At 67.5% G+C, this 13,741-nt stretch carries 12 protein-coding genes and 1 pseudogene; 10 read left to right on the top strand and 3 right to left on the bottom strand.

Annotated elements, in window-relative coordinates; translation table 11 throughout:
* Window positions 1–123 precede the first annotated feature (123 nt).
* The 9 genes from G554_RS0107190 (at window position 124) to G554_RS0107150 (ending at window position 11,705) form a co-directional block, all read left to right on the top strand.
* The gene (locus tag G554_RS0107190) at window positions 124–2,361 is read left to right on the top strand and encodes a 6-phosphofructokinase (protein WP_027587376.1); all 2,238 of its coding nucleotides are present in this window, start codon (window positions 124–126) and stop codon (window positions 2,359–2,361) included.
* Between the two features lie 300 nt (window positions 2,362–2,661).
* On the top strand, window positions 2,662–3,600 hold the full coding sequence (locus G554_RS0107185; protein WP_027587375.1) for an alpha/beta fold hydrolase: 939 nt from the start codon (window positions 2,662–2,664) through the stop codon (window positions 3,598–3,600).
* A 36-nt stretch (window positions 3,601–3,636) separates the two neighbouring features.
* Window positions 3,637–4,467 (top strand): sensor histidine kinase, encoded by an 831-nt coding sequence (locus G554_RS0107180; protein WP_027587374.1) that lies wholly within the window; start codon window positions 3,637–3,639, stop codon window positions 4,465–4,467.
* Entirely contained in the window at window positions 4,464–5,165 is a 702-nt protein-coding gene (locus G554_RS0107175) for a response regulator (RefSeq protein ID WP_027587373.1), read from the top strand. The genes G554_RS0107180 and G554_RS0107175 overlap by 4 nt, the downstream gene beginning before the upstream one ends.
* 149 nt (window positions 5,166–5,314) lie before the next feature.
* Window positions 5,315–6,328: an ABC transporter substrate-binding protein gene (locus G554_RS15245; protein WP_051232659.1), complete on the top strand. Its 1,014-nt coding sequence runs from the start codon at window positions 5,315–5,317 to the stop codon at window positions 6,326–6,328.
* Window positions 6,325–8,013 (top strand): ABC transporter permease, encoded by a 1,689-nt coding sequence (locus tag G554_RS0107165; protein WP_084648387.1) that lies wholly within the window; start codon window positions 6,325–6,327, stop codon window positions 8,011–8,013. The genes G554_RS15245 and G554_RS0107165 overlap by 4 nt, the downstream gene beginning before the upstream one ends.
* Complete coding sequence (locus G554_RS0107160; RefSeq protein WP_051232657.1) at window positions 8,006–9,223, top strand: ABC transporter ATP-binding protein; 1,218 nt, start codon at window positions 8,006–8,008, stop codon at window positions 9,221–9,223. Before G554_RS0107165 ends, G554_RS0107160 begins: the two co-directional genes overlap by 8 nt.
* Window positions 9,224–9,408: 185 nt before the next feature.
* A complete protein-coding gene (locus G554_RS0107155; RefSeq protein ID WP_036925000.1) occupies window positions 9,409–10,812 on the top strand; it encodes an MFS transporter in 1,404 nt (467 codons plus the stop codon).
* Between the two features lie 149 nt (window positions 10,813–10,961).
* The gene (locus G554_RS0107150) at window positions 10,962–11,705 is read left to right on the top strand and encodes an SOS response-associated peptidase (protein ID WP_027587369.1); all 744 of its coding nucleotides are present in this window, start codon (window positions 10,962–10,964) and stop codon (window positions 11,703–11,705) included.
* Window positions 11,706–11,738: 33 nt separating this feature from the next.
* Here the strand turns inward: G554_RS0107150 and G554_RS17605 are convergent, their stop codons facing one another.
* From G554_RS17605 to G554_RS18055, 3 genes are all read right to left on the bottom strand, one after another.
* Window positions 11,739–11,906: a hypothetical protein gene (locus G554_RS17605; RefSeq protein ID WP_154654209.1), complete on the bottom strand. Its 168-nt coding sequence runs from the start codon at window positions 11,904–11,906 to the stop codon at window positions 11,739–11,741.
* A gap of 55 nt (window positions 11,907–11,961) precedes the next feature.
* A complete protein-coding gene (locus G554_RS17600; protein WP_154654208.1) occupies window positions 11,962–12,108 on the bottom strand; it encodes a hypothetical protein in 147 nt (48 codons plus the stop codon).
* Window positions 12,109–12,216: 108 nt separating this feature from the next.
* On the bottom strand, window positions 12,217–12,723 hold the full coding sequence (locus G554_RS18055; RefSeq protein WP_211220421.1) for a hypothetical protein: 507 nt from the start codon (window positions 12,721–12,723) through the stop codon (window positions 12,217–12,219).
* A 273-nt stretch (window positions 12,724–12,996) separates the two neighbouring features.
* On the opposite strand from G554_RS18055, the pseudogene G554_RS0107125 reads away from it, so the two are divergent.
* Window positions 12,997–13,741 (top strand): annotated as a pseudogene (locus G554_RS0107125) (ISL3-like element ISPfr1 family transposase); the annotation flags it as partial.

Below are 13,741 nucleotides of genomic sequence, written 5' to 3'. Positions count from 1 at the left end.
GCCGAGCGGCCTCCCCGGCCTTGAAGACACCCTCCCCCATGACACCTGCTCGTCACCTCGGCACGGCAGACTGGGAGCGTGCGTAGTGACGACTGGAACGATGACCACCACAGCTTCGAGGACATCAATGCCACCCCAGCTCTGCCCGACGGCCACGGCGTCAAGATCGGCATCCTCACCAGCGGCGGCGATGCCCAGGGGATGAACGCTGCGGTGCGGGCGGTGGTGCGCTCGGCGCTGAGCGTGGGCGCCGAGGTGTACGCCATCTACGAGGGCTACCAGGGGATGATCGACGGCGGCGACGGCATCAAGCTGTTCGACTGGGAGGACGTCGGCTCGATCCTCAACCGCGGCGGCACCGTCATCGGCACCTTCCGGTGCAAGGAGATGCGAGAGCGTTCCGGGCGCCTCAAGGCCGTCAAGCACCTCTTGGAGCGCGGCATCGACCGGTTGGTGGTGATCGGCGGCGACGGCTCGCTCACCGGGCTGAACCTGCTGCGCAACGAGTGGTCAGGGCTGATCGCCGAGCTGGTCGAGGGCGGCGATCTCACCCCTGAGATCGCCCACGAGCACCCCACCTTGATGATCGCGGGAATCGTCGGCTCGATCGACAACGATCTGGTCGGCTCGGACATGACGATCGGCGCCGACACCGCCCTGCATCGCATCGTCGACGCCATCGACGACCTGGCCTCCACCGCCGCCAGCCATCAGCGCTCCTTCGTGGTCGAGGTGATGGGACGCCACTGCGGCTACCTGGCGCTGATGAGCGCGGTGGCCGGCGGGGCCGACTTCGTGCTGGTTCCCGAGCAGCCCCCGGAGCCCGGCTGGGAGGACCGGATGTGCGCCGACCTGCAGGCGGGGCGACGTGCCGGACGCCGCGACTCCATTGTCATCGTCGCCGAGGGGGCCACCGACCGCGAGGGCAACCCGATCAAGGCCGACTACGTCCGCCAGGTGCTCACCGACCGGCTCAACGAGGACGCCCGGGTCACCATCCTGGGCCACGTCCAGCGCGGCGGGACACCGAGCGCCTACGACCGGTGGGCGTCGACCTGGTTGGGCTACAACGCCGTCCACGAGGTCCTCACCGCCACCCCCGACTCCGAGGGTCGGGTGATCGCCACCAGGTCCAACCGGATCGACCGGATCTCCCTGGTCAAGGCAGTGGCCGACACCCAACAGGTGCCTGAGCTCATCAAGGCCGGCGACTACCGCGAGGCGATGCGGATGCGCGGCCGCTCCTTCGTGGAGATGGACGCCATCTTCAGCGAGGTCGCCTCCCCGGTGCGCACCGTGCCGATCGCCTCCGACAAGCGGATCGGGATCATGCTGGCCGGCGGGCCGGCCCCAGGCATGAACACCGCCACCCGGAGCCTCGCCCGGCTCGGGATCTCCCGCGGCCACCACATGATCGGGATCCACAACGGGTTCATCGGGCTGGCTGCCGGTGAGGTCGCCGAGCTCACCTGGGAGGAGACCGAGGGGCTGGCCGGGGAGGGCGGCGCGATGCTCGGCACTCGCCGCGAGGTCCCCCGCACCGAGGATCTCTACGCCATCAGCCGGTCCCTGGAGAAGAACGAGATCGACGCCCTCATCGTCGTGGGCGGCTACTCGGCCTACGACGGCATCCACAAGATGACGACCGAACGGGACCGTTACCCCGCCTTCCGGATCCCGACCGTCTGCATCCCGGCCAGCATCGACAACAATCTGCCTGGATCCGAGCTGTCGATCGGTGCCGATACCGCGCTGAACGTCATCGTCGACGCGATGGACAAGATCAAGGAGTCCGGGATCGCCTCCAAACGTTGCTTCGTGGTGGAGACGATGGGCAAGAACTGCGGCTACCTGGCGTTGATGTCGGGGTTGGCGGCCGGCGCGGAACGGATCTATCTCAACGAGGAGGGCATCAGCCTGGACGACGTGGTCGCCGATATGCACTGGTTGCGGGAGTCCTTCGCCAATGGACGCCGACTGTTCCTGGCGGTGCGCAATGAGAATGCCTCGGCCAACTACACCACCGACTTCCTGGCCCGGGTGATGGAGGAGGAGTCCCACGGGCTCTATGACGTGCGCACCGCGGTGCTGGGGCACATGCAGCAGGGCGGCTCGCCGTCCCCCTTCGACCGGCTGATGGCCACCCGGTTCGCCTACCGCGGCCTCAACCTCATCGACGACGAGCTGGCCGCCGGCACCGACAATGCCTCCTTCATCGGTATCCGGGAGGGCCATCTGCGGGCCGGTTCGATGGACACCATGCCCTCCCTGGTCGACGCCCTCCACCGGCGCCCCCGGGACCAGTGGTGGCTGGATCTGCGCACCGTGGTGAAGACGGTCTCGGATGAGCTGCGCAGCTGAACCGGCTGAGGGCCTCGACCGGGTGAGGAACCGATCCGCGTGAGGGCTGGCGGGCCTGAACCGGGGCGACCACCGCACTCTCCGGCCCGCTCGGGACCCGTCACCGCCGAGGCCACCTCCCGGAGTGCGCAGATCACTCCGCAGACGAGGGTTCCTGCATCGGCACCGACCCCAAAGCCCCGTCTGCGGAGTGATTTGCGCACCCGCGAACGGCACACACCCCGCGGGAGACCCGACTAGGGTGGCGACGTCCACGATGACCGCGGGCATCGACTCGAATCCAGCACTGAGGAAGCATCGATGGCTCTCAATGAAGTGACCTTTGCCTCACACAACGGGCGTGACGAGATCCACGCCTGGATCTACACCCCGGCCACCTCGCCCCGGGCGATCGTCCAGATCGCCCACGGTCTGGGGGAGCACTCCCGGCGCTACATCCACATGATCACCTCCCTGCTGGATGCCGGCTTCGCAGTGGCCGCCGACGACCATGCCGGACATGGCGCGACCGCCGCGGCCTCCGGAGTGTGGCAGGACACCGGGGAGAACGGGGTGGAGACCGTACTGGCCGACGAGAAGACCCTGCACGACCTGGCCGTCGAGCTCCACCCGACCCTGCCCTATGTCTTCTTCGGCCACTCCTGGGGCTCGATGATCGCCCGCGGATATGCCGCCCGCTTCGGCGAGGACCTGTCGGGACTGGCGCTGTGCGGGATCGCGGCGCAGATCCACGGCATCGAGGAGACCCTGGACCGGGCCGGCCTGGCCGCCGCCATCGCCGCCGGGGACCCCACCGCCTCGGGCGAGGAGTTCGCCGACCAGATGTTCGACGGCTTCACCGACCGCTTCGGGGTGGACGCCGGTCCGACCGACTGGGTGGCCTCCGATCCCGGGGTGGTCGCCGACCATGCCGTCGACCCGCTGAACAACTTCGGCGCGCCGATGTCGCTGCGATTCGTCTCCGACTTCGCCGGGATCTACGACCAGGTCAACGACCCCGCCTGGTATGCCGCGATCCCGGCCGGCCTTCCGGTGCTCATCCTGGCCGGCGACCAGGACCCCGTCGCCAACTACGGCGAGGGGGCTCTTCACGTGGCCAACCAGCTGTGGGACGCCGGTCACACCGATGTCGAGACCCACGTGTACCCGGGGGTCCGCCACGAGGTGCACAACGAGCCGGCCACCCGGGCCGAGGTCGAGGCCACCCTGATCGACTTCGTCAACAGGGCGATCGTCTGAACCACTGCCCGTTCACCCGGATGGGATACTGACGCGGTGCCCGCGTTTCTGTGGATCCTCCTCATCGTGATCGCGGCCGGGCTCGTGATGACCGATCTGTGGATCCGGGCACGGCGCAGCCTGATTCTCATCCGGCGCGACAACCAGCAGTTGCGGGCTCTGGTCGCGCACCGGATGGAGCGTCCCAACGTCTTCTCCCATGAGGTGCGCACCCCGTTGGCTCTCATCCAGGGCTCGGCCGAGCTGCTCAACGAGGAGACGCCGGGACCGCTCACCGAGCGCCAGCGCGAGTTCGTCGAGACCATCCTCGACAACACCGCGCAGATGTCGGCGCTGGCCGAGAACATGCTCGCCGAGGCCCGGGTCGACGCCCAGCTGGTGGAACTGCATCGCAGCCAGGTGGAGATCCGCGGGCTGGTCCGGGACGCCGTCAACGAGCTGCGTCGGCTCACCCACACCCCATTGGAGATGCAGAACTCCGGGCGACGGATCATGCTCGCCGCAGACGCCAATCTGCTGCGCCAGGCACTGTGGAACCTGGTCAACAATGCGGTGCGCCATGCCGGCGAGGGGGCGGTGGTCACGGTTCAGGTGACCGAGTCCGAGGGTTACGTCATCATCTGTGTCTCCGACGACGGCACCGGGATGAGCCAGGCGGAACGAGAGCAACTGTTCCGACCATTCACCGGCGATCTCACCGCGCTGGAGAGCCACGGCACCGGTTTGGGAATGATGGTGACACAGCGGGTCATCGAGGCCCACGGCGGCCGGGTTCTGGTGGACACCCTGGCCGGGCGGGGTACCTCGATCTTCTGCACCATTCCCATCCACCCCTGCCCGGCCGTCCCGAAGGAGGATCAGGCATGACTCCTTCGCCAGAGCCACTGGCGCTGGTGGTTGACGACCAGGCCCAGATGCTGTCGATCGTCAGTTTCGCATTGGAGACCCAGGGATTCCGGTGCCTGACGGCTCGCAACGCCGAACGCGCCTGGGAACTGTTCAACCAGCAACGCATCGACATCATCGTGCTCGACATCATGCTTCCCGGCGCCTCGGGAATCAGCCTGTGCGAACGGGTCCGATCGGTCTCGGCGACGCCGGTGATCCTGCTCACCGCCAAGAACACCACCGATGATCGGATCAAAGGGCTGTTGGCCGGGGCCGACGACTATCTCACCAAACCTTTCAGTCCCCGGGAGTTGGCGCTGCGTGCCCAGGCGATCTTCCGTCGCACTGTGCCGGCCAGCGATGAGACGACCCTGGCCAACGGCGAGCTGACGGTGGACACCGCCCTTCGCGCCGCTTTCTGGCGCGGCCGAAACCTTCATCTGTCGGACCTCGAGCTGCGGCTGCTCACCACCCTGATGCGCCACAAGGGAGAGGTCGTCACCTGGGCCGTCCTCCTCAACGACGTCTGGTTCACCGCCTCCGGGGTGGGCTCCAAGGAGATGATCAAGACCACCGTCTACCGGTTGCGTCATCGCCTCGATGGCGAGGGAGCCGCACTCATCCTCACCGTGCGCGGCGAGGGGTACCTGATGCCGGACGCCGGGAGGCCCCAGTGAGCGCCGACAGGAACCCTCCCGGTCCCAGCAGGGACGCACTCCCGACGATCCCAAACGGCAGGAGGCCTGTCGGCAGGACCCCCGCCAGGGCTGGGGGCCGATCGATGCACGGGCGCAGGCCGGGCGCAGCCGGCCGTTGGTGGCCCAGGGTGGCCGGTGTCCTGATCCTGGTCACGGTTGTCGGATGGGCACTGGGTGGAGTCGTCAGCCATGCCCGAGGTTCCCGGCTGTCGGTGCTGTGCTCCTCGATCGATGACATCTGCCAGGAGTGGGGCGCCGCCTTCACCGCCGAGACCGGAATCCGGGTCACCATGACCCGCCGCCCGGCCGGGGAGGCTCTCACCCTCATCAGCCAGCCCGGCCACCACTTCGATGTATGGCACGGCGGACCCTCGGAGGCCTATGTGACAGGCACCGCCCGAGGACTGTTCGTGGCCTACCGCCCCCACGGCTGGTCGCAGGTGCCCGCCTTCGCCCGCGACAAGGACGGGTACTGGACCGGCAGCTACCAGGGCATCATGGGATTCTGCTCGGACCGCTCGGTGCTGGCTCGCAACGGTCTTGCGATACCCACCTCGTGGCAGGACCTGTTGAATCCCCGCTATCGGGGCCTCATCTCTGCCCCGAACCCGATGTTCTCGGGCACCGGTTACACGATGGTCGAGACCCAGGTGGCCCGCTTGGGTGGCGAACAGGCGGGAATGGACTGGCTGCGGCGTCTCAACCGCAACGTTCTGCAGTACACCTCCTCGGGACTGGCGCCATCCGGTGTGGTGGCCCGCGGGGAGGTGGCGACCGCGATCACCTTCACCCAGCACTGCGTCAAGCAGATCGGCCAGGGACACCGCGATCTGGTGGTGAGCTACCCCAGTGAGGGCACCGGCCGGGAGGTCGGCGCGGTGGCGATCCTGCGCGGCACCGACCACCGCAACGCCTGGCAACTCTCGGCAGCCAGGCGCTACGAGGACTTCATCCTGTCGGCCAAGGGCCAGGAGCTGGGGCAGCATTCCCACTCCCGGCAGCTTCCGGTCCGCTCCGACCTGCCCTCCGACCAGCGTCTCCGGCTGCCGGCCGACCATCGGATCGTCGCACTGTCGCTGCAGGAAGGGGCCCGGCGCCGCCAACATCTCACTGAACAGTTCCGCACCCAGGTGCTGGGATGAGCGCAGATTCGCTCACCGATGCCAGCACCGCACATCGCTGGCTGCGTCGACCGCCGCGTCGAACACCACCCGGGTTGCCGCGCCGCCCCCGGCGTCCAGTTCTGACCCCCGCCCTTCGGGCAGTGACCTGGCTGGGGCTGGCCATCCCCATCGTGATCCTGCTGCACCCCACTATGGCAACGCCTTTCACCTCTGCCGGCAGAACCGCACTGGCAGGAGTGGTGACCCATCAGATGCCGGTGATCGGAAGAACGCTCGGCTTGGCGACGGCGGTCGGGGTGGTGGGAACCGCGGTCGGAGCGATGATGGCGGCGGTGCACCACAGCTACTGGTTCGCCGGGCGCGGCGCCCTGCATGGCATGACTCTGGCCCCGGTGCTACTGCCGCCGGTGACAGCCTCCACCACCCTGTTGCAGATCTGGGGGAACAACGGTGTCATCGCCCAGCTCACCGGCGAATCCTGGCTATCGGTCTACGGGTTCACCGGCCTGGTGCTGGCCGACACCCTGGCGATGATGCCATTGGCCTACCTGGCGGTCCTGTCTGGCCTGCGCACCCTCGATGAGGGACTGATCGACCAGGCCCGCGACCTCGGCCTGCCGACCTCGAAGATCCTGCACGCCATCGTCCTTCCGCACCTGTGGCCCCAGCTGGCCACCGTGTTCCTGCTGCTGGTGGCCAACACCGCCGTCGACGTGGCCAACCCGCTGGCATTGGGCGGCTCCTACCAGGTGCTGGCGACCCGCCTTCGAGAGGCAGCGATCGGTGAGGGAGACATGGTGGGGGCCGCCGCCACCTCCGCGGTGATGCTGGCCATCTGCATCCTCGCCTGGCTGGCGATATCAGCGATCTCATCGAACTCCGGGAGCCTGACCTACCAGGATTCCGCGATCCGGACCCGACGGCGTCGCCCCGCCACTGCCTGGCAGCGCGCGATGGTGGCAATGACCTGGGTGGTGGCCGGGATCAACGCCCTCAGCCTGCCGGTAGTGATGCTGGGCTCGGTGATCGACGCCACGGGTGGCCTGAGCTGGACGGCGTCGAGCTATCGCGGGCTGCTGACGGGCCTCAACGGGCTGGCGCTGGCCGACTCGGTGATCGTCGCGGCCGGCGCCACCACAATCGCGCTCCTCGCCGGGTGCGCCATTGTGGCCACCGGCGGGCTCCACCGGGGCAGTTCGATCTCAGCAATCCTGCTGGCCTCCTCGGCCCCCGCACTGCCATTGGCACTGGGCGCCCTGACGATCTGGCAGGCGCCGGGGGTGAGCGGGGAGTCGACCTCGACGATCCTGGTCCTCGTGATGACCGTTCAGGGGCTGGTCCTCGTGCCTGTCGTGGTGGCCTTCCTGAGAGCTCGCACCGATGCGATGGTGCTGCCGGTCAGGCAGTCCGCGGCCGGCCTGGGGATGGCCCCCCGGCGGATGCTGAGGCCGTTGATCATCCCCCAGCTGCGCCCTGCGCTGGCCGCGGCTACGGCGCTGGGGTTTGCGATGGGGATGACGTCGGTCCCCTCGGTGATCCTGCTCACTGGTGCTGACACGCCATTCATCGCCGCCCAGATCGTCACCGAGGTAGAGGCAGGTCGACTCACTGAGGCATGCACCCTGTCCACCGTGACGGCGATCACCGTTGCCCTGGTGGCCTCCGGTATCTGGCTGAGCATCGGAGGAGGACGCCGTGCGTGAGGATGACCGGCACGGCCTTGATCGCGTGGAGAGCCGCGCTCATGAATCGAGACCGGATCGCGAGGGCCGGATCGAGGTGCGCGGGCTGTCCAAGACCTTCCCCGGGATGTCGCGACCGGCTCTTGACGGAGTCGACCTGATCGCCGAGCCCGGACAGCTGATCGACGTGATGGGGCCATCGGGCTCAGGGAAGTCGACCCTGGTGATGATTCTGAATGGTCTGGAGGCCGCAGACCAAGGTCAAGTGCTCATCGCGGGTCGCGACATGAGCGATGTGCCACCGGCGGGGCGCCCCACGGCCACCGTGTTCCAGCAGGACAACCTCTTCCCCGATCTGACCGTCTTCGACAACGTCGCCTACCCGCTGCGGGCCGCACGCCTCAGTCCTCTCCAGGTGGCCGACCAGGCGGAGGTGATGCTGCTGAGGCTGGGTTTGGCAGGCCTGGAGCGGGCCTACAGCCACGAGCTGTCCAGGGGTCAGCGGCGCCGGGTGGCGTTGGCCAGGGCGCTGGTGTCCCAGCCGCGGGTGCTGCTGCTCGATGAGCCGTTGTCCGGCTTGGACCAAGCTCTCAAGGCTGTCCTGCTGGACCTCATCGATGGGTTGAGGCGCCGGCTGGGCACCACTGTGGTGCATGTCACCCACGAACCGGGGCTGGCACTGGCCACTGCCGACCGGATCGTCGTGCTCGATCATGGCCGCGTCGCCGGCGCCGGGACGCCACGCCAGATGTATCAGCATCCAGCCAACTCCTTCGTCGCCGAGTTCCTGGGCCGGTCATCCTTCCTGGATGCCGAGACCCTGGGCCCAGTGCCCCCTTGCGGCCCAGGTGATGACCGGCGAGCGAGGATCCGCGTGCTGGGCAACGAACTGGTGGTGCCGGTGGCCCCCGGCGTCACTGTGGAACCGGGACACACCGCCACCCTGCTGGTGCGCCCGCACTGTCTCCAGATCCACCCGCTCGGACCGACCGGTCAGCGCGACGAGGTCGGCTGCGCCGCGCGAGAGCCCCGCCAGGAGCGTGGGAGCGCACCCCACGGCCTGGTCGGCATCGTTCAGGAGGTGCGTTACCGCGGAGAGACGATGGAGTATCTCATCGAGACCGAACAGGGCAGCCTGCTGGGTACCGGGGACCTGTGGTCCGAGCCGCTGGCGCGCCATCAGATGGTGTCACTCAAGCTGGCAGCCGACCACCTGTGGCTGCTGGCCTGACCACCGGCGCTCGACCGCCGACTGCACCGAACGCCGCCGACGAGATGAGCCACCGGCCCAGATGGTCACAGCGCTGTGACCATCTGTCACCACAGACCATCGCTTCGGCCGACCCGAGCCGCAAACATAAGGAGTCGAACAGTGCCGTCCACACCGGACGACCATGAATTCCGGAGTTGCCATTCATGTCCACCACTGAGAAACCGGCTTCGCGAAAGCGCTCCTGGCTGTCAGCACCCCCGCCCGCCCCTCGGCTGGACGACGCCGAGGTCACGCGGCGGTACCCCCGGCTGCGCCTCCAGGTCTTCCTGGGAATCTTCCTCGGCTATGCCGGCTTCTATCTGATCCGAAACAACATCTCCCTGGTCTCGGCGATCCTGCTCGACGAGGGTCGCATCGACAAGGTGGGGATCGGCATCATCTCGAATGCCGTCCTGATCGCCTATGGCTTCTCGAAGTTCTTCATGGCGATGATCTCCGACCGCTCCAATGCGCGGTACTTCCTGCCCTTGGGCCTGTTCCTGTCGGCCCTGGCGAACCTGGCGGTGGCCTTCGTGCCCGCCGTCTCGGCATCGATCGCTGTCTTCGCGATCGTGATGTTCATCAACGGCTGGTTCCAGGGCATGGGGTGGCCTCCCTCGGGCCGTGTCCTGGTGCACTGGTTCTCCACCAATGAGCGGGGCTGGAAGACCTCGATCTGGAACTGCGCCCACAACGTCGGAGGGATGGGCGTCGGCGCCGTCTCGGCCTGGGGCCTGGCCATCACCGCCAATGACTGGCACGCCGCCTTCTGGCTGCCGGCCCTGGTGGCCATCGTGGTCGCCATCGTCGCCTTCCTGTTGATCCGCGACACCCCGGCATCGGTCGGGCTCCCCCCGATCGAGGAGTTCCGCGACGACCCGGCGAAGGTCGAGACCGACACCTCCGAGCTGGAGACGCGCAGTTACTGGCAGGTCGTCGTCCAGCACGTCTTCAAGAACAAGGTGATGCTGCTACTGGCCTTCGCCAATGTCTTCGTCTACACCTTGCGCTATGGGGTCCTGAACTGGGTCCCGACCTATCTGTCCGAGGTCCACGGGGCCTCTGTCTCGGGCGGTATCGCCGGGTTCTCGCTGTTCGAGCTGGCCGGGCTGGTCGGCACCTTGGCATGCGGCTGGATCTCCGATCACATCTTCGGTGGCAACCGCACCCGCACCGGCGTCACCTTCCTGATTGGCGTCGGGGTCTTCCTGGCCGCCTACTGGCTCGCCCCGGTGGGAACCCCGTACTGGCTGCTGATGGTCTTCCTGTTCTTCATCGGCGCCTTCATCTATGGCCCGGTGATGCTCATCGGCCTGCAGGCGATCGACATGTCCGCGGCCAACGTGGCCGGCACCTCTGCCGGCTTCACCGGACTGTTCGGATACGTCCTGGGAGCGACGATGGCCTCCTCCGGTGTGGGCTTCCTGGCCCAGCACTTCGGCTGGGGGGTCACCTACGGCTCGATGGTCGGGGTCGTTGTGGTGGCCATCGTGCTGCTGGCCATGATCGGTCCCGAGGAGAAGCGGCTGATGACCGAGCACGCTGGAAAGTCTCAGCGAAACCACTGAGTCGGAGCAGCGCAGCCACCCTGTGGTGAAGCGCAGTGAGAAATGGATGCCGCCGGCGCGGCCCGGGTTCCTCCCGGGCCGCGCCGGCGTTGCGTCACACTGGATGGCAAGCACGCAGTGGATCAAGCCGCGGACCCGAGGAGGCGCCGATGTGCGGACGGTATGGCTTGAATGTCGGGGCGACCGATCTGATGAGGGTCTACCAGGCGATCGGCAGGGACATCGAGGGGTGGACGCCGACCTACTCGGTCGCCCCCTCGACCACCATCCCGATCCTCATCGCGGTGCCCGAGGAGGCACCCCACGAGATCGAACCAGAGACCCGGGAGCCGGCGGCAGCCCGGACCCTGGAGCCGGCCACCTGGGGTTTCCGGCCGTTCTGGGCCAAGGCGGGCGGACCGCGTCCCATCAATGCCCGGCTGGAAACCGTGGCGACCAACGGGATGTTCCGGACGTCCTTTCGGTCCCATCGCGCGATCGTCCCGATGACCGGCTACTTCGAGTGGACACCGGGGAAGGCGAAGACCAAGATCCCGCACTGGATCCACGCCGACGGGCAGCTGCTCAACGCCGCCGCGATCACCTCGACGCCCAGCACCGAGGGCGTCTCCACCACGACGACGGCCATCATCACCACCACCGGGACCGACCGGGCCGGCGAGATCCACGACCGGATGCCGGTCTTCCTCGCCGAGGACGCCTTGGACGAGTGGCTCGACCCGAAAAAGCTGGATCTGGACCAGGCTGAGGGGCTGGTGCAGCTGGCCGGCGCCCAGGCCGAGCAGATCGCGACCACCCTGGACAGCTATCGGGTGGATCCGCGGGTCAACAACGTCCGCCGGATCGATCCGAGTGATCCCACTCTCATCGAGCCGGCCGAGACGCTGTTCTGAGCTCGCCGTGCCGTGAGCGCTGCTGTGGGCGAATCAGTTGAGGAAGAGCAGCATGCCCGCCCAGACGATGAGGATGATCGCGCAGATGATCCCCATCCCCCACACGAGAACCCACATCAGTTTCTCGTGAGGCGGCGGCAGCGGCTCCTCGGCGGACTCGCCGTCGGCTGTCCCCTGGATCTGATCGGGGGTATCACTCATCGCATCTCCTGGCTCAGCACACAGCCGGAGTCTACGAACGCCGTCCAACACTTGGCTATCCGACCTTCGGGGTGGATGCCGGCTCGTTGAGTCTGGAGAGCACGGTCGTGGTGGTCGTCATGTCATCGCCTCTGGTGACCATCACGGACCTGGTGGCGACGAAGGCGTCGTTGGTCCACAGGTCATATCGCAGCGAGACCATGCCGACGAAGGCGGAGACGTCTTCCTCCTCGCCATACAGGCGGAGATATCTCTTCAGTTCGCCCGGCTTCAGGTCGACAGAGAAGTGATGCCCGAATCGATCCGATCCCTAGTAGGCGGTGTCCGCGAAGACAGCGATATCGAGATACCGCGAGAAGGGATTGGCCAGCGTTCCAAGATCCACGTCATTCTTCTCGTTCGAGGCGGACCAGCCCTGTCCGTCGCGGACCCAGACCTTCGCTCCGACGGTGACCACGTCCGTCTTCTCGCCAGAACCATCCACTCGGACATGGGTCCTTCTGACGGTACCGGACTGATCGACGTCGACAACCACCGTCGCGGACTGTGTGATGGATGCCGAGGTGCCCCTGATGACGGAGTCCATGTGGAAGCTCCTGAGCGCAGACTGTGCGGCAGTCGTGCGGTCGATCACTCCCGGGATATCCGTGGACCCGCTGCTGATCGCGTATGGAAACACGCGTCCTCCGGAGTCAACCTCCACGGTGCCATCGCGGGTCGACGCGGGCAGTGGCGTGAGGCTCGCGGATGGGGTGCTGGAGGCCGTGGTGGACGGAGCGCCTCCGGCCGACCGTGAGGAGCCTGCGTCGTCGGTCACGCCACAGGCCGTGACTGCCACCAGCGTCGCGAGAAGCAGGCAGGCCCGGGCGCTGTACCTGGGACAGGGCCGATGCCGCGACACCGCAAGCACCTGACGAGGTGCCCGAGTGGCGTCCACATGCTCCCGGTGATCTTCGGATGCGGTGGTCATCATTGATGGCTCTTCACGAACGAGGGTGTAGCGGGTTGAGCGTGTCGGTGGCCGGGTAGGGGTCGAGGTCTCCCTGAGGATGGAAGTTCTCACACTCGCCATCTGCCGGAAGACCTCGACGTGTCACACCCTACTTTCACTACACCTTGCCTGACCACGTTCTGCGGTCTCGACGAGCTCGGCCTGGAGGCTGTCGGGCAGCGTCTGGACCCGGATCGGGCGGTGATCGAGTGCCGTGTCGTGGAGCCGGACCGGTGGTGCCGCGAGTGTGGATGCGAGGGCGCCCCGCGCGACACGGTGATCCGTCGGCTCGCGCATGAGCCGTTCGGGCATCGGCCCACGACCCTGCTGATCCGGGTCCGGCGCTACAAATGCTGCGGGTGTGGGCGGGTCTGGCGGCAGGACACCACGGCCGCCGCGCCGGTACGGGCGAAGATCTCCCGCGGTGGGTTGGCGTGGGGGCTGGCGGGCTTGGTCCTCGATCATCTCTCGGTCACGCGTGTCGCGGCAGGGCTGGGGGTGTCCTGGTCCGCCGCGAACGACGCGATCCTCGCCGAGGGCCGCCGGCGGCTGATCGATGACCCGGCGCGGTTCGAGGGCGTGACCACGATCGGCGTCGACGAGCACGTGTGGCGACACACCCGCCACGGCGACACGTCCGTGACCGTGATCATCGACCTGACCCCGGTGCGCGACAAGACCGGCCCGGCACGGCTGCTGGACATGGTCGCCGGACGCTCGAAAGCCGTGTTCAAGACCTGGCTCGCCGCCAGACCGAAGCCCTGGCGAGAGGGGATCGAGGTCGTCGCCATGGACGGATTCACCGGGTTCAAGACCGCCGCCGCCGAAGAACTGCCCGACGCGG

Origin of the sequence: Acidipropionibacterium thoenii DSM 20276, assembly GCF_000423445.1 — a bacterium.
GTDB classification, from domain to species: domain Bacteria; phylum Actinomycetota; class Actinomycetes; order Propionibacteriales; family Propionibacteriaceae; genus Acidipropionibacterium; species Acidipropionibacterium thoenii.
This window is presented reverse-complemented; position numbering and strand designations above follow the sequence as displayed.

Coding starts and splice junctions, on each gene's coding strand:
- G554_RS0107185 (WP_027587375.1), top strand. CDS start 2,662: ATGGCTCTCAATGAAGTGACCTTTGCCTCACACAACGGGCGTGACGAG.
- G554_RS0107175 (WP_027587373.1), top strand. CDS start 4,464: ATGACTCCTTCGCCAGAGCCACTGGCGCTGGTGGTTGACGACCAGGCC.
- G554_RS0107165 (WP_084648387.1), top strand. CDS start 6,325: ATGAGCGCAGATTCGCTCACCGATGCCAGCACCGCACATCGCTGGCTG.
- G554_RS0107155 (WP_036925000.1), top strand. CDS start 9,409: ATGTCCACCACTGAGAAACCGGCTTCGCGAAAGCGCTCCTGGCTGTCA.
- G554_RS0107150 (WP_027587369.1), top strand. CDS start 10,962: ATGTGCGGACGGTATGGCTTGAATGTCGGGGCGACCGATCTGATGAGG.
- G554_RS17605 (WP_154654209.1), bottom strand. CDS start 11,906: ATGAGTGATACCCCCGATCAGATCCAGGGGACAGCCGACGGCGAGTCC.
- G554_RS17600 (WP_154654208.1), bottom strand. CDS start 12,108: ATGGTCTCGCTGCGATATGACCTGTGGACCAACGACGCCTTCGTCGCC.